Raw genomic sequence first — 18812 nt, 5'->3', positions numbered from 1 at the left:
AGTCATCTGTAGTACTGAATACGCTAGATCTATACCCTCTATTAGTGCTTAGATTAGAAATAAGTTTATCTAAATATATTACCTCTTCTATATTTAAACTTTTTATCCAGCTAAGTTGATTTAGCGGAATCATGTTAGTTTTAACTTGAGTAATAATTTTCTCAAATTCTGTTTCTACCCTAACGTTGTTCCTGATTTTTTGGGCAAGCTCATTTGACTCTTTATTTACGACAATAATCGGGTTTTTAGGTATGAGTGATTTGTAGTCGGCTGATTTGTAAAGCCAATAAAGGGCCTCCCTGTTTGTCATCTTTAAGCTAGTATCAAGAAATCCATCTGATTTTTCTATTATCATATTAAGTATGTTACTAAGTAATTATTGAGTTATTATTAAGTTTTTTATAAGTTTTATTTTACTAATTTTTAAGTAAAAATATAGTTAATTTTATTCTTTACGAAGCTTGTTTTTATTGACCTCTCACGCTTCTTAGTAGTTTTTAACCGTAAAATTGTGCCTTTAACTCCCTTGTGTTGTGGGTCTGTAAGCTAGTGCAGTTGCTAATTTTGCTTTTGTAATATGCTTGTGTGGCCCTTAGGGATTAAATGAAAGGGTATATAAAAGTTAAGCTACATTATGAAAGTGTGAATTTACGTTGTGCCTCTTGTATGAACCAATCACATACAAGAGAAAACTCATGAGTAAATTTGAATATCAAAAACTAGAAATTTTGTTCGCCCTTTCAGAATGTAACGAGCACTATTTGTCTAGAATAAAAATTACAGTTGATCAAAGTCTTAAGCGTTCCAAAAGGTTGGTTGCATTTAGGTTTGACCTTAGATTTCCAGCCAATTATCAAGGTGATACAGAGAAGGTTATTACTAAATTTTTTGATTCTTTTAAGGCAAAGCTTAAGGCTATAGAGAAAAGGCAATTTAGATTGGGTAAGAGAGTGTATAAAAGTAACTTAACTTACATTTGGGTGAGAGAAAGATATAACTCAAATAATGATCATTTTCATGTAGTAATCATGCTTAACAAAGATGCATTTCATTCGTTTGGTAAATTAAATAGTGTTAATCCAAACTTAGCGACTCGCATTATGGCTTCTTGGGCAAGTGCTTTATCCCTTAAAGATACAAATAAAGATGCAAGAGGCTTAATTCATCAAGCAAAAAATGGAATGTATGTATTTAATGAAAAAGATGATAACTACAGTGAAAAATACGAAGCTTTTTTCAAGCGTCTAAGCTATTTTGCAAAGGATAGAACGAAAGTGTATGGAACGGGGAGGCGCTCTTTTGGGTGTAGTCGATAAGTGCCTTAATTGAAGTGAATATATTTATTGGTGAACAGCCTAACTTGTATAGATGTTAGTGAAGCAAGTTAGGCTGTTTCTTTATTTTGAAATTAAGTTGCCTGCCATTACTTTAGCTAGCACTCTAGCTTTAACCCCACTAATCCCATAGACAACAACTTCAGTATCATCTATATCCTCTAAGTACGAAAGTTCGTATGTAAACTCTTTATTAGTACTTTTCTCATCGAATTTAAATGAAAACTTTCCAGAACATGAATAGAAGTCGGTCTTCTCGTTGTGAGAAAGGGTTTTTATTCCTTCAATAGAGTAGTTGTTAAGTCGATTACTCTCTTCACTTTCAATAGCATATCGAGCTTTTCTTACTTCGGTTGTAATAATGTCTAAAACCGTATTTTTTATATCTTCATTGTTACAAGGCAGTGTGCCAGAAGAACAGCCAGTCTATGTTATGGCTGTAATTGTTGATGCTAGTGCGAGTTTCATTGTGATTCCTTAAGTGGTGGTTTTATTGAGCACTAAGTATTTCTTAGCTATTAATGCTAAGTTATTCTTAGTATCGGATCAATCACTTTGCTAAGAAAATCTTAGTTTGGATTTGTGATGATTGATGTGCGATGTGAATGTATTTACGAAAAGGTTAAAAGAAGCTAGAAAAAATGTAGGCTTATCTCAAAAGCAGTTAGGGATTCATGCTGGTTTGGACCCATCAGTGGCTAGCCCAAGAATGAATCAATATGAGAAGGGTACTCATTTGCCCGATATCAATACAGTAGGGAAAATTTGTAGTGTATTAGGTGTTCCTGTTGCTTATTTGTACTGTGAGGATGATGAATTGGCTGAGTTGATTTCAGTCTATGATAAATTGTCAGAACAGGCTAAAAAAGAGATCAGAAGTTTAATCGTGAACTGTAGTATTTAATTTGAAAAGTCTTACTTCTATCGGTGACCAATACTTTGGTTTGTTAAGTTATAGTATGCTGTCTTGTAAGCCAAATTTTCACCTGAAAAACGTGATTTTTCTTTTTATTTAATAATATAAGTTTCAAATTAATTTAATTATGAATTTCAGTTGTAGTTCTTTTGAAAGTAGTGATAACTGTTGATGGTTAATGTAAAAAATTGCTATTTAGAAACTTTAATATCAGAGTTGTAGTGATCGCCTAATCTCTTACTGTTGTTGAGATAATTGCATCAGAAAGCCTAGGTATGTTGGTAGGCAAATGTTGGTTTAGTAATATAAGTAAAGTTATAGATCTTTGGAGTGCATAGCTTCTCTTATGTTTCCAACATGATAAGAGAAGCTGCATGATTCGAACTGACTATTTAAAGATTCTGTTATTGCTTACTTATTGCTGTAAGTTATAACAAAAGTTGATGTGGTCGATAGCCTATCCTGCCAGTATAGATTTTATTCTTAATTCCCTTTTTGATAAGTTTTTTTAGCAAGTTACTTTGTAAAAGTGACAAAGCTTCCTTGAATTTATCTATAGATATCCTCTTTCAGCTAATGATGTTTGACTTTTTCCCACAATAATATGATCAAGAGTTCGGATATCAATCAAGCTTAATGCTCGTCGTATTTTCTCGGTTATTGCTATGTCTGCTTGAGAAGGCTCCGCAATTCCTGAAGGATGGTTATGTGCCAGTATGACAGCAACAGCATTCGACTCTAAAGCTGCCTTAGCTATTTCTCTTGGGTAAACGGAGGCGCTATCTATAGTGCCGAAAAATAGCTCTTTGTACTCTAATAATTGATGTTGAGAGTCTAGCAGTAATACTGAAAATACTTCTCTTGAGTAATTCGCCATTTTGCATGCTAAAAATATTTTTGTGTCATCAACATTAGTGAAAATAGCGGTGCGTTTGAATCGTTCTTGAATGATGTCTATTGCGGCATCTAAAACTTCTTGATTTGAGTGATAGGTAAAAACTTGCTCCTTGTGCATTAGCTTCTCCATGGGTCTTTTAGAGGGTGATTACACAGAGATAATGTATGTTTGAGATTGTTTTAAATTAAACCTATTAAGAAGTAAAAGTTTACTGCCAGAGCATTTGATGGACTAATACGAGGACATCAAAATGCGAGTCATGAAATTAAACGAAGTCATCAACATAACAGGACTATCAAGGTCCTCAATCTACGCTTACATGGCTAAAGGTGTATTTCCTAAGCCTATTCAACTTGGACCGAGGGCTGTAGCTTGGGTAGAGGAGGAGATTCAGGGTTGGTTGCAAGTCCGCTTAGATGAGAGAAGCTAAATTAATTCGCTTTCCAAATTAGTATGACTTAAATAACAAAAAGCTACTTAAGGGTGCGTCGTTAATAAGTTATCCGAGATTAAGAATCATATGTGAATAAGCTAGTTCGTTGAGAAAATGCAAGTGTCAGCGTCGCCCTCATGTTGGATATCTGCTTTATTTCGACAATAAACTTAATGATTATCGAAGTAAAAATGATAATTCTTCCATCCGTGAGCGTTTTGATGCTTTTAGTACCTATCTGAGTGTTGTTTTTACTAAGTTTTTATTGCTCGATGAGTGTGCTTTAGGTAGTGTGTGGCTATTTAGGTTGTATGTGTGTGAAAATATTTTTTTGTAGCGAGTAGACTACAAAAGTAGTGTTTTTGAACTGAATAATTGAATTTAGCAATTCACAATTAGAAAGGACTTTGAGTTTAGCTAAAGATTGAAGTGTTTGAATTTGTTGATTTGATAAATATTGACGATGTCCTACAAGATATACATATTTTTTCCACGTGACAACGCAACATTGAGACGACGTGCATCATCGTAAAATTGTGCAGATCCGTTATTACGTACAAAAGAGAAGAATACAACATTAGCCTCTTTACCTTGAAAAGCATCTACAGTATCAATTTCAATAAGCATATTATTAAAATTCAGCTGCACACACATTTTTTTAATGGCTTTTTTGAGCCTTTTATGGAGTAATAATAGCGACATCTAAAACCTTGCTATTTAGAGAAGAGCTATGCTTTGTTGCTAAAAGAGTCAGTTTTAGTTTAATAATATCAATCTCTATTTTTTATTCAAAATTCGCTTATCTTTTGGTAACCGAGGGTTAGGGAATAATTGCTGAGTAACATATGTCAGCTGCCCAGATAGGTTTCTAATCCTTTAATGTTTCTGTTGGGACTCTGTCACAGCACATTTTTCTTTGATAATTTCACGATTCGTATAGTATCGTCCAGATCTTTCTGTAACACATCTATCGAGCGATATAACCTCTTTCTGATTGTCACTTGAAAGGACTCATTTAATAGCGTCACGTGGAAGTATTCGCAAATACCATTTGTTTGTGGCGACATCGCTTTACTCTTTGTGTGGTCGATATTATTGATAGCTAAATAGAGCTTGTAATAAAATTGATCAACATGACTGCAATATTCTGTTCCTCGGTCCATTACATTTTTAAGCATTGGCAGCTCATGACCCTCAAATAGTGGTATAACCTTTCCATTAAACATAAATACAGTAGTAATTGCTGTTTTTGTTATATATAGATTAACAAAGGGGACTTTGCTTTTGGTGTCTACAAAGGTCTGCCGGTAGGTACAATCAAAACTTTTCAAGTTGCCAACATAGAACGTATCTTAAAAACTGAGATAGTCTGATGCGTCTTTTATATTTAACCACACGCTTAATCATCGTTCTTTTTACGTTCCTGAGCGACAATTTGCTAATCCGTAAAAATGATACCACTCACTGCAACATGCTTTTCCAGTGCAATTAGTTACTTTATTAAGCTCTAAATATTTGACGAAGCCAAATTGAGCAAACATCACTTGGTGAGATAAACACACTCACTTTACGCAGCCAAATGCTTGTTCTCACTTGCCGTGAGAAGGGAAACCTATCGCATATTTGAGAACAGCTTGTTCTATTTCACTATCGACACGGTTCTTCAAGTTTAGTGTTCTGCTTTTTTGATTAATCTTTGCATCAATACCGCTGCTTTATTACCAGCTCTTGACAATAATAGAAAATATATTTTAAGATTCCATGACCAAAATTACCAAGTTATTGTGCAATATTGAGAAGACTAGTTTTGTGTTTGATGATTACTAATTAACAAAATTTAATATCAATGGGCAGCTTAATTGTTATCAAATTAAAGTGGCGGGTTCAGTTATAATTAATACATTTAATTATTTTAGGCTTTATCAGCAGTATTTAGGTATTCGATATTTTCAAGTTCCAAGCTTGTTGGTATTTCAAACATCTTGTCAGTAATTTCAAACATTTCGATAGATACATTGAACTCAAACGTTTTTCCTTTACTTTTGTTTCTTTCAAACACTCTATTTAATCTAATATTTTTATCTGCGTTAAGGTAATAGAGTTTATAATGAAAGTTTAAATCTTTACATATTGTTATAATTCTCTCTCTATCAGTCATTTTCTGTAGTCCTAAATCAAAAACTACATCGTTGCCTGTGTTTATCGACTGTTTTGCGATTGACCATATTTGTGATTCACAGCGAGAAATTCTTTCAAATGTCCATGTTAAATCAGGTATTCTTTCAATATCTCTAAAAAACAAAGTCTTAAACCATTCATCGGTTGAGAATTTAATTGCTTTGTATTTTTTAGAAAGTTCGAAAGCAAAAGTGCTCTTTCCAGCACCTATAGGGCCAAAAATAATATGTACACAGCCTCCACGCATTATAACCTCTTTATTGATAGTTTAATTTGATTAAATATACATTAACTAATATTCAATGTATATTTAAATTGAATAAAAAATATCTTTATAAATTTTCGTAAAATTTATTGTAATTATTATTTATGTTGAGTTTATTAGGTATGATTGATATTATCAATCTTATAATACACTAATTTATCAAACTTATAATAACAATTATTTAAAAGATTGGTCTGGTTAGAAATGAAATGATCAGTTTATTTTAGCTATTAAAACACTGAATAACCACCTTTATTTTAAGTTTTTGGTCCAACCATAATAAATTTTTGTCATAGCTACTTTTATTTTGAGTTATAAAGGTTAAAAATTTATAGAAATTGATCTTTCCATATTTTACATAATTTTATCAGACTATGTCTCTTAATGTATATAATGAAATGTTTTAGAAGTTAAGCATTGTTCGTAAAAATTTAGTGGTATTTGATTTGACGATTTAAAAATGAAAATGCTTCTATTAGGATGAAATTTTCCAAAACATCAAAAAAGTAGTAGGAAAAAATTAATGAAGATTGGAAACGAGGATAAAGATAAATATCACAAAAAAATTAGCAGTTCTATGGATTATATTCAAAAAAAACTTGTTCGAAGAGATTTTGATAAATTAAATTTGGAGGCTATTGCGGATTCGGCACATATGTCTCCTTATCATTTTCACAAAGTGTTCAAATCAGTGGTAGGTGAGACAGTAGCTGATTACATTCGAAGGCTTAAACTTGAAAAATCGGTTGGAATTTTATTTTATTACAAACAAGTGAGTATTACAAAGGTTGCTATGGAGCTTGGTTTTTCTAGTTCACAAAACCTTGCGAAAGCGTTTAAAAAGCAATTTAACTTGACACCAAGTGACATTAAATATTTTACAAAAAAAGATCAATTAACAGCTGTAATAAATAAATCTAGCAAGTATGGAAACGCGAGCAAAATAGATTTTTCATATTCTAACGACTCAAACTTACAACGAATGAGTCTAAAAAATATGATTGATGATATTTCGATAATTAACAAAGCAGTAACTGAGAAAAAGATAAATATATTAGGTCAGTTAAATATCAAGCTATTTCCTGCACGAACTGTTATTTATAAACGAGTAATTGGTGAATATAGTAATGGGGTTCAAAGTATAGCTGGAGAGCTACAGTCATTTGTTACTGAAAATATGATCTCCACTGGAGATCCATTGGTTATAAACTGGGATAACCCAGAAATCACCCCCGCTGAAAAGTGTCGAATGGATGTTTGTTTGACTTTAAATGATAGCTGCCATAATCCCGCTCCATTTAATATACAAACAATCGATACCGAACTATATGCTTTTATGAGAGGGTTATATAGTTTCGACTATGATTATGAAGAAGTTTGGCAACAGCTCTTTAAAGCTATATTTGAACAAGGGTACAAACCTTCTGGTACTCCTTGCTATAAAATTATGCATCTCGAAACTAGTGATCTTGTTAATGGGGTATTTGATGTTAGTTTTTGTCAAGCTGTTTTAAATAATAAATAATTGTTTAAACCAATTATTGAAATTTCAACATTTAGCTGAGATAGATCTCTATTATGTAACGAGAAATAGAGATCTCATAAGGTATAGCTTAAAAACTGATAAGTGTTTGAATAATTTTTATAATTCTTAATTAAAGCATGTAATGGCATAAAATATACATAAATTTACTACTGTTTTAATCTGAGAGATAAATAAACAAGCCTGAAGTTATAATGATATAATGAGAGTGCAAACAAACATTATTTTATCATTTACCAAAATATATTAATAATGAGTGTATATTTCAATGACAGCGATAATTTCAAAAAATAAAGCCACAGTAGCAGAACGAGAATTTTTTTAGATTGGGTCCGTGTATTAGCATTTACTTTACTTGTTTTTTATCATACTGGAATGATGTTTGTTGACTGGGATTTTCATATAGAAAGTGGACATAACAGTATCGTTCTAAAATCCATCATGATTCTCACCTCCCAATGGAGGCTTGATATATTATTCTTAGTATCAGGTGTTGCATTAAACTTTATGATCAATAAAGTATCGCTTAAATTTTTTGTTTGGAAGAGAGTTATGAAACTCTATGTCCCATTACTATTTGCAATAGTATTTGTTGTTGCTCCACAATCTTATTATGAAGCAATGCACAAAGATATTTTTAACGTAGATTTTTGGCAGTCTTTGGAGTGAGCACTATTTTTCTTTTTCATGGGATGAAAAAATGAATGCTCCTTTTCCAACTTAAAATCATATGTGGTACGTACTTTATTTATTTCACTATTCAATTGTTTTTTTACCACTTTTTCTAATTATTATGAGTCAGAAAGGTGTATTTATATTAGCAAAAATTGAAAGGTGGTTTGTTAAGAGGCTATGTATAATCTGGCTCCCAATTATCATCTATATGGTGATTTTTTCAGTGTTCACTGATCATTCTATTAATCATACTTTCTATAATGACTGGTATGCTCATACTATCTTTATTATGGCAACTATATTTGGGGTTATTTTTTCTCGAATGTCAGGGATTTGGTTGTATTTAGAGAGTAAACGGTATTTATCATTGATAATTGGAATAGTCAGTTACTTTTGTTTATTAATCTTTTTCTTTCTTCCAAATGAAATTATTCCTATTGATAAAGAGCTTATTTGGGGGTTAATCTGTTTGATTGTAAAATGGTCTTGGGTTTGTGTAGTAATAGGTTTTTCAAGGCGTTACTTGAATTTTACTAATAAGATACTGAGGTACTGTAATAGCGTAGTATACCCATACTTTATTTTACATCAAACCGTAATGATTGTTGTTGGATATTACGTGTTTAATTTATGTATGTCTGGTGTGCTCGCGTTTTTTATTATTGTTCTAAGTACGTTTGCTATCTGTTATATTGTCTGTGAATTATTTATTAAGAAATCATCTGTTCATATGTTTTTTTTCGGATTAAGGTAAATTGAAATGCTCAAATAAACTTTGATTTTATGATTTACAAATAATATATTAACGTTGATAGCTTTATGATGCTTTTATTAAATACATTGTATTTAAGATGGTTGATTGATTTTGTTATGAATTCTCTATATTAAATGATGAGTTTAACAAATAGCTTTTTATTAGTTTTTTTATGAGAGTTATAACTGTTTTAAAGATATTTACTGAATATGTGGAAAGAAAATATAGTTTTATTTTTTTAAGTTACTAAAGCTACTGACTTTATTGAAATACTTATGGTTTTTAAATAAAATTATCTTGCGTTAAGTTTTATAAATAACTTAAAAGCTGTAAGGAAATGATCACTGTATGCACGAGATACTTTTAGTTCTGCACCAGACCTCAATATTAAGATATAATCTCCTTTACTAATTTTTCAATTCGAACGATCTCTTTTAAGTTGATGATATGTGATCGATGGATACGAACAAAAGGCATTGGATTCAATTGGCTCTGAACTCCTGATAATGTATGTCTGGCAAAAAATGCTGTTCGGTCTAAGCAGGCTTTTATGTAGTTACCTGAAGATTTAATCCACTGTATTTCATCAGCCCTTACAACTTCTATTGATACTCCGGTTTTAGATAATAAATTGCATGTATATTGCTGCTTAGATAGGTTTCCTAAAGCATGTTTGGGGGGTAATGTGCGACATATTTAAAATTTTTAAGTGTTGAATTAACATTTTAATTAAATAAAAATATAGGCTTTTAGCATATTGTCGACAAATATTTTTAAATGAAATTCTATCAAATGTTTATAAAGTCAAAAAAATCAAGTTTCATTATTAATAAATATTGATTAGCCAAATGTTATTGACCTTATAATATCAAGAGTTTTTTGATGATTGTTTATATTTTTATTGATTTTTGTTAATAAGACTATTTATGTTTATTCTTAAAATAAACGATAAGTTTACCTTGTGAATAAAGTTTTTAGTATTAATAATTAAATTTTACTTATTAGTTTAAGTTTGTAGAGTGTTAAAAAAGTGGAGATATTTATATCTCCACAAAACTCTTGGGATAAGAGTGTTAAAAAATATTATAGCTCATACATAACGCTAAAATTTATTGATCCAGCATTCATATCGCCGAAATCTGAATTCTCAAGATCAATTGATGTGCTTAGATGATCGAAAATAGAATACTTCCATCCAAATGCATAAGAGTAACCTAGTCCATCTTCTTTTATAATCTTATTATTATTGTCTTTGATTTTATAGTTATATAAATCAGCTCCAATTTTAAAATATAAAAAATGGTCTTCGTTAATTCTATAGTTTGACTTAGATTGAATGAAAAAAGTGTCTATTTCAATATCGTCTTTGCTATCACTTTTGTCTTCTTCGTCTGAACTACTACCTGTAAGAAAACCACTTTCGATGCTAATACTATCATTAAAGCTATATCCGTAAAATAAACGTCCAAAACCATAGCCTTCACTTTTATTTGCAGTGCTATTGTAATCAACTCCAGCAGCACCTAAAGAGGCACCAAAATATTCACTTGCGATTATGTTTTCTGTAAATAGTAGTGGGATGGACAGTAGGAAGGTTTTTTTAATGTTCATAATAGAGTGCGCCTTAATATAAAATACTGTAATGATTATAATGTTGTATTAAACCGCTGGTAAGTGACAAATGTCATTAATCTAAAGTGTGACAACTGTTAAATTTAAATTTATTGTGTAGCTTTAAATAAGATGTCATTATTGAATTATACAAACATTTTTTTGTTTTTTTTTTTGAATTTAATGAAATTTAAATTTTCTTTATCAATCTTAGTAATTGTTTTTTATAATTGTAATTTATATTTTGATGATTTATTTTGATTTAGTAGGGGGAATAAGAAATACCTTTTATAGAAGTATGTTTCGAATTAGGTTAAAATAATAATTTTTAAACTTTAAAGAGTTATTTATATAATGAATGTGTTTTTCTTTTTAAGACCTAAAATTCAAAAGTATTTTAACAGAAACCTCCCTATGCGGATGTCTGCTTTTTTTACATGCTTTATTGTTTGTTATCTTTCAATATCAAATTTAGAAATGAGCTTGTCTGTTTACATGAGGATTTCTGCTTTTATTGTTTTTTATTTAGCTTTTTTTATTGTTACTTCAGAGCCACCAAAAAAATTCTCATTTTTTCATAAAAACTTATTTTACTTTCAAATTTTATTGTTGCTTATTTTAACATACTTTGATAGGAATGATATTGTTGCTGTATTATTTTTGATAGTAGCGACTCAGTTACCGATAAGGTTTGATAAGCTAAAATCTTTTATTATTATTGTTTTTATTAGTGCTATATATTATTTGATTTTGATAAATAATGGTCGAGAAAATGCTTTGTTTGAATTGCAAATATATTTTTCACTTCAGGTTTTTGGTTATTTATCAATTTATAATTTTCTTAGGGAAGAGGACTTAAAAGATAAGTTATCTAAAATAAATCAAGAATTAATTGCAACTCGTGCTCTTTTGAAGCAATCCTCAGAGCGTGAGGAAAGGTTAAGGATCTCTCGTGATTTACATGACGTTATTGGTCATAAATTAACATCTTTATCAATAAATATTGAAGTGATTTTTCATAATTCATCTGATGATCTTAAACCAATTTTGAAATTACAGCTTGAACAATCAAAAGATATTTTATCTGATTTAAGAGCTTTTGTGAAAGAGGAAAGAAAAAAAGATGTGTTTGACTTTCAAGAGGCTGTGTTAAATATTTTTGATAAATTGCCAGGCTGTACTGTAGAAGTTATATCGAATTTAGCTATAAGAAATTCAGATTTAAAAATACAATTGCTGTATTGTATTCAAGAAGGAGTCAGCAATGCAATCCGACATTCAAAAGCTAAAAATTTTATTTTAAAAATTGATAGTTTAGAAGGAAGCATTGTAATTAGGCTTGAAAATGATATGCATGAAAGTATTAAAAATGTTGTTAAGGGGAGTGGCTTAACTGGTATGCTGGAAAGGCTCGAGAGGTTTAACGGTTCAATTGAGACTTTAAGTTTAGATGGAAGATTTATACTTAAAATTACTGTGAAGAATAGTTTTAACTCTTTCAGTTAGTTTATAGAGAAGGCATTTATTCTCATTTTTGATAGTAACGATTTTAAGGTTGAAAAATCGTTACTACTTTATTAAGTATATTATAGATCTTTATTGAATATGTAGAGGGTTACATCTTTAAAACTTCCTCTTTTTGTTTCAAAGAATGTTCTCGATTTTATAACTTCGCAGTAATAAATTAATACAGGTATGCATGTATAAGCAAATGCGAAGTTTTTATCATATAAACTTAATGCCGATATTGATATAAAGCATATTAAATACAATATACTTCGATAATAAAAGTTTTCCCAAATAAAAAAAATTGATTTCTTCTTGTTCATTTCTCTATATATTTTGGTGGCTTTGTGAGTTCTGCTTCTTTCAAGAGGCTTGAGAGTGGTTTGATATCCAACAACTCTTGAGTTTTCATAGACTGGTCTTGTAAATTCTTCAAACCATCTGTTTTGTTCATAATTTTTTGCTAATTTTATTGCTGCATGCCAAATTTTGTTTTTAGCAATAGTTTTCTTTTTTTCAATCATTACAATTTTTGGGACTTCTTCATCATATAGATAATCAGCATTTATATTTAAAAATTTTTCTTGATTTTCACTCAAAGTATTGATCATAATTTCATCTATATAGGTGATTAAGTTATTTTTATCAGTAACATAGACGAGCTCTCGATTCAATTTATTATCTTTATTTACCTTAGTTGTACCATTCATTCATTCACCAATTTCACTTAATCACTTTAATAATTAAATTTTACTGCAAAATTGATTTTTCGATAGGTGTCAAATGTCACTAATTATCTTCAATACTATCAGATAATTCCATTTTCAATTGCTTTTAACACTGCTCTAGTTCTATCTCTTGATTCCAGTTTTTCTAATATAAACGACATTTGATTTCTTACAGTTCCATATGATTTATTCAAAGCATTAGCTATTTCTTTATTTGAATAGCCTGCTGCTGCTAATCTCAAAACTTGAATCTCGCTTACAGATAAAAGTTCTACCTCGTAATCTTTAACTTTCTCAAAACAAACTTTTTCAATGATTTGATTAGTAATTCCTGGTTGAAAGCAATTCACTCCAGCGATAACATTATCAATAGTGCTCATCAGTAAATCAAAGCTTGAATCTTTGCGTAAATAACCTTTTGCTCCAAGCTTAATAGAGTTAAGAACTAGATCATGCTCATCAAATGTTGTTAAAATAATAGTTGGAAGCTCAATTTGTTTGTCCTTCATTGCTGCTAATACTTCTATACCATTCATTTTGGGCATTCTAATATCTAGCAACATCACATCGGGTGTATGCTCTTCGATAGCCTCTAATACTCCAATGCCGCTGTTTAATTGGCCTACGATATTGATCCGCCCACTTAACTCAAGCAATGCACAAATCCCCATTTTGACAAGGTTCTGATCATCAACAAGTAAAAGTTTAATTGTCATTATCTTGGTTCTTATATAGTTTAATTTCTATCTGAATCGCCCCTAGTTTTATAGGTGCTACTTTGTTTTTAAAATTGTTCTTTTCATTCACCATTGGTGACATATCATTATTACCTACATGACATTTAGTTGGATTATAAAACAGCTAATTATATTTTAAATATTTTTCTTTTTGCTTTTATAAATTCTTCGATGAATCTGTTCTCGTTTAATAGTGTAAAAAAACTTTCTGTTCACGCATCGTTACTGCTGTTACCTCGATGGCCCATAATTAGTGCTAATTTGTTAGCTTCAAGCATGTTTTGCAAATCATAGCTAGTTGGTATTTCTGATCTAAGTGAAAATAAACTCATTCTTTGGATAGTGTTTTCAGCAAACTATTGTAGATTTACCCAGAATTAGGCCTGCATTAATCCGAATGACATTAGACTGCCAGTTACTTGCCTTGAATACAAGCCAATGGTCAGAGCAAGAAGGAGAAAGACTTCTCGAATACGGATGTACTTAATGACATTTACCAAAATTGTATTTTGCTTTCTAGCGTAAAACTTTCGTTAAGTTAGTTTGTTGATTAATAGATTTTTTCCTCAGCCATTGTTACTCTTTCTTATATAGTCTCGCGGAGCCTGAAACCCATTAGGCTAAATACGCAATTTTTATTTCTCATGTCATCTTACCAGTAACTCGTAAATCATTAATGACCTTGTGGTAAACATATATAACCATATTGTAACTAGTATGTTTTTAAGCCAAGTATATAATCATCCCCTTTAATGAATTTACCTACTGGTTTTGAAATCCAAGCATATAAACCACAAGGTTAAATATCTATTGCGCGACAAAGTGTGCTTACTGAATACTTTGTCGGCTAGCTTTTATTAAAGTGTATCTTTCTTAGACGCAGTATCGTTGAACATAGTATCTACTTTTAAGATGTTACGTTCTTCAGCTACACGTTTTTATTTTCTTTAAACCTAAGCTACTCATTATAATTGGCTTGTTGTTCTTGGTAGGCATGGGCGTTTTCGTTATAGATATCACGCTATATGAAAAGTTTTTTAGTTGTTAACCCGAAGAGTGAAGTAGCACTTGCAATTGAAGACGTATTTCAACAGATATTATCTTAAATTCTTCATTATATAGTTCATTAGTCACTTCTGCCTCCTCTTCAAGTTCATCATATAGTTAGAGTGTCTAAAAAGTTGTGTCGATTCAGTGATTAAACTATAAACAACCTTACAAGTAAGAAGATATTAGTCTAAAAAGATGTAAATTTAATTTTTAAAGATTATATGGCATTTTGAATACCAATCCTCCATCAATATCCTCCTTTTCTGTAGCAAGTCTCCTCGCTGATAGGCAGCTTCAACTTGATCTTTAAGCTGATGAGCTAGTGCGTGTTCAATAACTTCTCTCGGAAAACTGGTGGTTTCACCGGCCCAATCTCGAAAGGTTGATCTGAATCCATGCTGAGTAAGGTCTTTACGATCCATTCGTTTAAGCACGGCGGTAAGCGTCATATCAGACATTTGTTTACCTTGTTGGCCAGGAAATACTAAATTTCCACCAGTGATTCTAGGAAGCTCTTGAAGTATCTTCATTGCGCCAGATGATAGAGGAACGCGATGCTCTTTACGGGCTTTCATTCTCTCTGCTGGAATAATCCAAATCTTGTTATCAAAGTCTATTTCACTCCATGTCGCACCACGTACTTCACCTGAGCGAGCAACGGTTAATATTGAAAATTCAAGCGCTCTGGCTGCGATGCCAGGACGTTTGGATAGTTCTTTTATGAATTCGCTAATATCAGAATAGGGAAGGGCAGCATGATGCTTACGAGTTTGTATCTTACTTGGTTCAGGTAGTAGGGGTTTTAACATCCCTTTCCAAGCAGCGGGGTTATCACCTTCTCGATACTCTTTCGCTTTAGCGTAATCAAGAATGGTTTCAATACGACCACGTAGGCGGCTGGCGGTTTCATTTTTATCAAGCCAAATTGGTTGCAGTACATTTAAGACATGTGTTTTGTTAATTGTACTGACAGGGAGGTGACCAATAATTGGAAATGCGTAGTTCACTAAACTAGAACGCCATTGAGCAATATGCTTGGCATTTTTAGTTTTCGCTCTTTTATCACCAAGACTAATTCAGCACATTCGCTAAAAGATGTATTTCTACCTAATTGGCGTACTGCATCCGCGCGTTTCTCTTTTTTCTCTTCAATTGGGTTTATGCCATCTTTGATTTGACGACGGTTTTCTCGTGCTTTATCTCTAGCTTGGGCGAGAGAAACTTCAGGATAAGAACCGAGACCTAAGTACAAACGATTAGGTACTTCTTTACCTTGTTTGTTGAGCTTAGTCCCCATTACCATACTCAGTACCCAGCTTCGAGAGTTACCGATAATTTTGAGGTATAGACCTGCCACTCCACCAGCAGCATGGCGACCTTCAGCTTTTAACTTAGAAACAGCTAGGGCGGTTAGTTCTTTTGCAATTTTTGGCATGCAATTCTCCTGTACATCATAAAGTACACCATTAAACTCTAGATCTGAGTATATCCGGTTGGACACTATTGGAAAGGTTTGTTATGTAACATATTGATATATTGTTAATTAATGGGTTTTTAAGGATGTTACTGGAATCTAATAGGGCGGACTTGCTCACCGCCATTATTCTAAAAAACCGCATCTTACGAGATGCGGTTTTTTTTCGTCTATCAAAAAGATCTGAATGTTTGGTTAAAGTGTTCTTAAGTAAAGAGTGACTAAGGTCGCTTTCTCTCGTCTTTCATTTCGAGTTTTTTATTCAGGTAAAAGCTACTTAATCCTAAGCATGCAAATCCAATCATGGTAAATGCCATGGCGCTAATGGGGTTAAAGCTCAAAATCCCGATAATGCCACTGGCGGTGATAGCGCCTAAAGTGTGGTAAACCCCGTATACAGAACTAATCACACCGACTTCTTTTATAGGGCTGGAAAAAGCACCTGCCAAAGCGTTAGGAAAGACCATTCTAGAAGAAAGCATAAGCAAGAACACATTAGCGCTCATGATAATAATGTGGGGGCCGAATAGCTTGAAGCTTAAATAAATGCTCATACCTGTAAGTAACATTCCAATTAAAGCCCATAAAATGACTTGATTCGGGCTTAGATACTTTAGCAACCAGTTATTAAAGAAGCCGCCAATAATGTAAGACAAGGTGATAAGTCCAGCAAGCCAGCCAAACTCAATCATGCTTAGCCCAAAGATATTTAGAAAGATGAATGGCGCAGACACCATATAGGTCACAGCACAACCAAAAGCGCAGAACGTTGCTGTGCCATAAGTAAATACTTCTTTATCTTTTATTGCGCGGATAAAGAGTCTGCAAAGATGTTTGGGCTCAATCACTTTAGGATCAAGTTTCTGATTTGTTTCTGGAAGAAAGTAATAGGTAAGAGTTAATACAAAAAGTGTTAACAGAAAGAGCAGCTGAAAAATAGTCTGCCATGCATAAAAGCTAGCGAGATAAGCGCCAATCAATGGCGTAATAAAAGGCATCAAGGCAAACACCATATTGATGCTTGAGGCTGCTTTTGATAGCTCAACACCAGTAAATAAGTCTTTTAAAACCGCTCTAGCGACTGGAATACCTGAGGCCATACCAATGCCTAAAATGCATCTTCCAATAAAAAACTGCCAAATGGATTGCGCGCTAAAGCAAATAACTGCACCTACCGCTCCAATTACAATACCTAATAGAATGACCTTTCTACGGCCTTTAGCATCAGATAATGGGCCAAAGATAATTTGTGCAAAAGCAAAGCCAATAAAGTAAGCCGTGACACTAAACTTCAGCATACTCTCGCTAGTTTGAAAGTACTCAGTTAATAATGACAAGGCAGGCAAATAGGCATCAGCTGCAAGCGGTGCCAAAGAACCAACGAGTATGAGTAAAATGAGAATATGGTTTTTCTTATCAACTGTAAGCAAGCGACTTCCTTTTTGCTAAATATCTCAAGATTTAATGAATGGATGCTAAAGGGTTGGCAGTGAAATGGATAGATGCACTAAACTAGTGGTCGCATTTTTGATGCTAAAAAATAAAGAATTAAGGACGATATATGATTTATCCAGCCCCATTGGAACAAGGAAGTGTTATTGCTGTTACCGCCTTTTCATCTGGAATAAATGATGCTGCAAAGGGAAGGTACCAGCTTGTAGTGACAGACTTAAAAGAGAAAGGTTATGTCATTATCGAAGGCAAGTGTCTGATGGGTAATAGCAAGCATGTTAGTGCACCTGCAGCACAAAGAGCTGATGAGTTAATGTCATTTTTATTAGATGACACTCTTGATGCTATTGCCGCGCCTTGGGGTGGTGAACTTGCCATGGAGATATTACCTCTTTTAGATTTTGACCACTTAAAAAAGGTTAAACCTAAGTGGCTCTTTGGCTTTTCAGATATTAGTACGCTCATGGTTGTTATGAGTACAAAGCTAAATTGGGCAACGGCACATAGTCCAAATTTAATGAATCTAGTGGCAAATGAAACCGAAACCTTAACCGCTAATTTTCTAACAAACATGGCGACCAAAACAGGCGCTAGTTTTACTCAATATGCATCTCAACAGCATACGGATAAATGGCCTGATAGCCGTATTAATTCCGCTGCCATATTAGAGCCTTATTTGAAGACAAACTGGCGTTGGCTAGTGTCTCCCCAAAACGGATCATGTTTAGAAGGGCGTTTAATAGGAGGCTGTTGGGATACCCTAATACATCTATTTGATACCCCTTACTTAGACTTGAAGCGTTACGCTAAAGAATGTGATGAAGGGGTAATTCTTTATTTAGAGAATGTCGAAATGTCACCTGCCGACTTAGTTCGAAGCATTCTCAGTATGAAGTTTAAAGGTGTTTTTACCCATCCTAAAGCCGTATTGCTTGGGCGCTCAGCATATCCAGACACTCACGACAAAGATGATTTAACTTATCATGAAGTGATAAAGCGGCACTTATCTGATCTTGGTATTCCTGTGTTAATCGATATGGATATTGGCCATGTACCGCCAAACTTAACGTTAATTAATGGTGCACTAGCTAGGATAAGTTGCGAAGAAGGTAGCTGGAAACTCACTCAGAGTTTAACTTAATGTAGATTACTTTTAGGTTGTTTTTGCTCTGGTTTGAAGCTTTTATCAGAGGGCTTAATGCTTGTTTTTAAATCAGGGTTAAGCTAAGACGAATCTGTTCTTAATTCAATTAGCTGA

The 18812-nt window shown here is 32.5% G+C and carries 16 protein-coding genes and 1 pseudogene; 6 read left to right on the top strand and 11 right to left on the bottom strand.

The annotated features are described in order from the left end of the window. The coding region (locus tag TW85_RS26545) for a hypothetical protein (protein WP_046019380.1) at positions 1-355 on the bottom strand (355 nt) is incomplete at its 3' end. A 340-nt stretch (positions 356-695) separates the two neighbouring features. Here TW85_RS26545 and TW85_RS22415 point away from each other — a divergent pair. Together TW85_RS22415 and TW85_RS22410 are read left to right on the top strand one after the other, a co-directional pair. Then, the gene (locus TW85_RS22415; RefSeq protein ID WP_046019379.1) at positions 696-1316 is read left to right on the top strand and encodes an inovirus Gp2 family protein; all 621 of its coding nucleotides are present in this window, start codon (positions 696-698) and stop codon (positions 1314-1316) included. Between the two features lie 610 nt (positions 1317-1926). Continuing rightward, complete coding sequence (locus tag TW85_RS22410; RefSeq protein WP_046019378.1) at positions 1927-2238, top strand: helix-turn-helix transcriptional regulator; 312 nt, start codon at positions 1927-1929, stop codon at positions 2236-2238. A gap of 565 nt (positions 2239-2803) precedes the next feature. Here TW85_RS22410 and radC read toward each other — a convergent pair. Next, complete coding sequence (radC, locus tag TW85_RS22405; RefSeq protein ID WP_157197009.1) at positions 2804-3265, bottom strand: DNA repair protein RadC; 462 nt, start codon at positions 3263-3265, stop codon at positions 2804-2806. Between the two features lie 133 nt (positions 3266-3398). Here radC and TW85_RS22400 point away from each other — a divergent pair, with 133 nt between their 5' ends. Continuing rightward, positions 3399-3578 carry an AlpA family transcriptional regulator gene (locus tag TW85_RS22400; RefSeq protein WP_046019376.1) on the top strand — a complete coding sequence of 60 codons (180 nt, stop codon included), beginning with the start codon at positions 3399-3401 and terminating at the stop codon, positions 3576-3578. 471 nt (positions 3579-4049) lie between these two features. Here TW85_RS22400 and TW85_RS22395 read toward each other — a convergent pair whose 3' ends face one another. From TW85_RS22395 to TW85_RS22385, 3 genes and pseudogenes are all read right to left on the bottom strand, one after another. Then, complete coding sequence (locus TW85_RS22395) at positions 4050-4283, bottom strand: AAA domain-containing protein (RefSeq protein ID WP_046019375.1); 234 nt, start codon at positions 4281-4283, stop codon at positions 4050-4052. A gap of 166 nt (positions 4284-4449) precedes the next feature. Next, positions 4450-5402, bottom strand: a pseudogene (locus tag TW85_RS22390) (IS481 family transposase). Between the two features lie 91 nt (positions 5403-5493). Next, positions 5494-6006 (bottom strand): AAA family ATPase, encoded by a 513-nt coding sequence (locus TW85_RS22385; protein WP_046019374.1) that lies wholly within the window; start codon positions 6004-6006, stop codon positions 5494-5496. A gap of 541 nt (positions 6007-6547) precedes the next feature. On the opposite strand from TW85_RS22385, the gene TW85_RS22380 reads away from it, so the two are divergent. Beyond that, positions 6548-7549 (top strand): AraC family transcriptional regulator, encoded by a 1002-nt coding sequence (locus TW85_RS22380; protein ID WP_046019373.1) that lies wholly within the window; start codon positions 6548-6550, stop codon positions 7547-7549. Positions 7550-10079: 2530 nt separating this feature from the next. On the opposite strand, the gene TW85_RS22370 is transcribed toward TW85_RS22380, so the two are convergent. Continuing rightward, complete coding sequence (locus TW85_RS22370) at positions 10080-10607, bottom strand: porin family protein (protein WP_046019372.1); 528 nt, start codon at positions 10605-10607, stop codon at positions 10080-10082. 354 nt (positions 10608-10961) lie between these two features. On the opposite strand from TW85_RS22370, the gene TW85_RS22365 reads away from it, so the two are divergent. After that, positions 10962-12113, top strand: coding sequence for a histidine kinase (locus tag TW85_RS22365; protein WP_046019371.1), 1152 nt, complete (start codon positions 10962-10964; stop codon positions 12111-12113). Between the two features lie 80 nt (positions 12114-12193). Here TW85_RS22365 and TW85_RS22360 read toward each other — a convergent pair whose 3' ends face one another. The 5 genes from TW85_RS22360 to TW85_RS22345 all read right to left on the bottom strand — a co-directional run bounded on the left by TW85_RS22360 (position 12194) and on the right by TW85_RS22345 (position 17532). Then, positions 12194-12823 carry a hypothetical protein gene (locus tag TW85_RS22360; protein ID WP_046019370.1) on the bottom strand — a complete coding sequence of 210 codons (630 nt, stop codon included), beginning with the start codon at positions 12821-12823 and terminating at the stop codon, positions 12194-12196. Between the two features lie 98 nt (positions 12824-12921). Beyond that, the gene (locus TW85_RS22355; protein WP_046019369.1) at positions 12922-13557 is read right to left on the bottom strand and encodes a response regulator transcription factor; all 636 of its coding nucleotides are present in this window, start codon (positions 13555-13557) and stop codon (positions 12922-12924) included. A gap of 1274 nt (positions 13558-14831) precedes the next feature. Next, positions 14832-15635: a site-specific integrase gene (locus tag TW85_RS22350; protein WP_202904896.1), complete on the bottom strand. Its 804-nt coding sequence runs from the start codon at positions 15633-15635 to the stop codon at positions 14832-14834. Next, the gene (locus TW85_RS26390) at positions 15635-16063 is read right to left on the bottom strand and encodes an Arm DNA-binding domain-containing protein (protein WP_202904895.1); all 429 of its coding nucleotides are present in this window, start codon (positions 16061-16063) and stop codon (positions 15635-15637) included. The genes TW85_RS22350 and TW85_RS26390 overlap by 1 nt, the downstream gene beginning before the upstream one ends. A gap of 260 nt (positions 16064-16323) precedes the next feature. Beyond that, on the bottom strand, positions 16324-17532 hold the full coding sequence (locus TW85_RS22345) for a Bcr/CflA family efflux MFS transporter (RefSeq protein ID WP_046019368.1): 1209 nt from the start codon (positions 17530-17532) through the stop codon (positions 16324-16326). 131 nt (positions 17533-17663) lie between these two features. On the opposite strand from TW85_RS22345, the gene TW85_RS22340 reads away from it, so the two are divergent. After that, a complete protein-coding gene (locus TW85_RS22340) occupies positions 17664-18695 on the top strand; it encodes a S66 peptidase family protein (RefSeq protein WP_046019367.1) in 1032 nt (343 codons plus the stop codon). The last annotated feature ends 117 nt before the right edge of the window (positions 18696-18812 follow it).

The organism is Marinomonas sp. S3726, from assembly GCF_000967665.1.
Classification (GTDB): domain Bacteria; phylum Pseudomonadota; class Gammaproteobacteria; order Pseudomonadales; family Marinomonadaceae; genus Marinomonas.
This window is presented reverse-complemented; position numbering and strand designations above follow the sequence as displayed.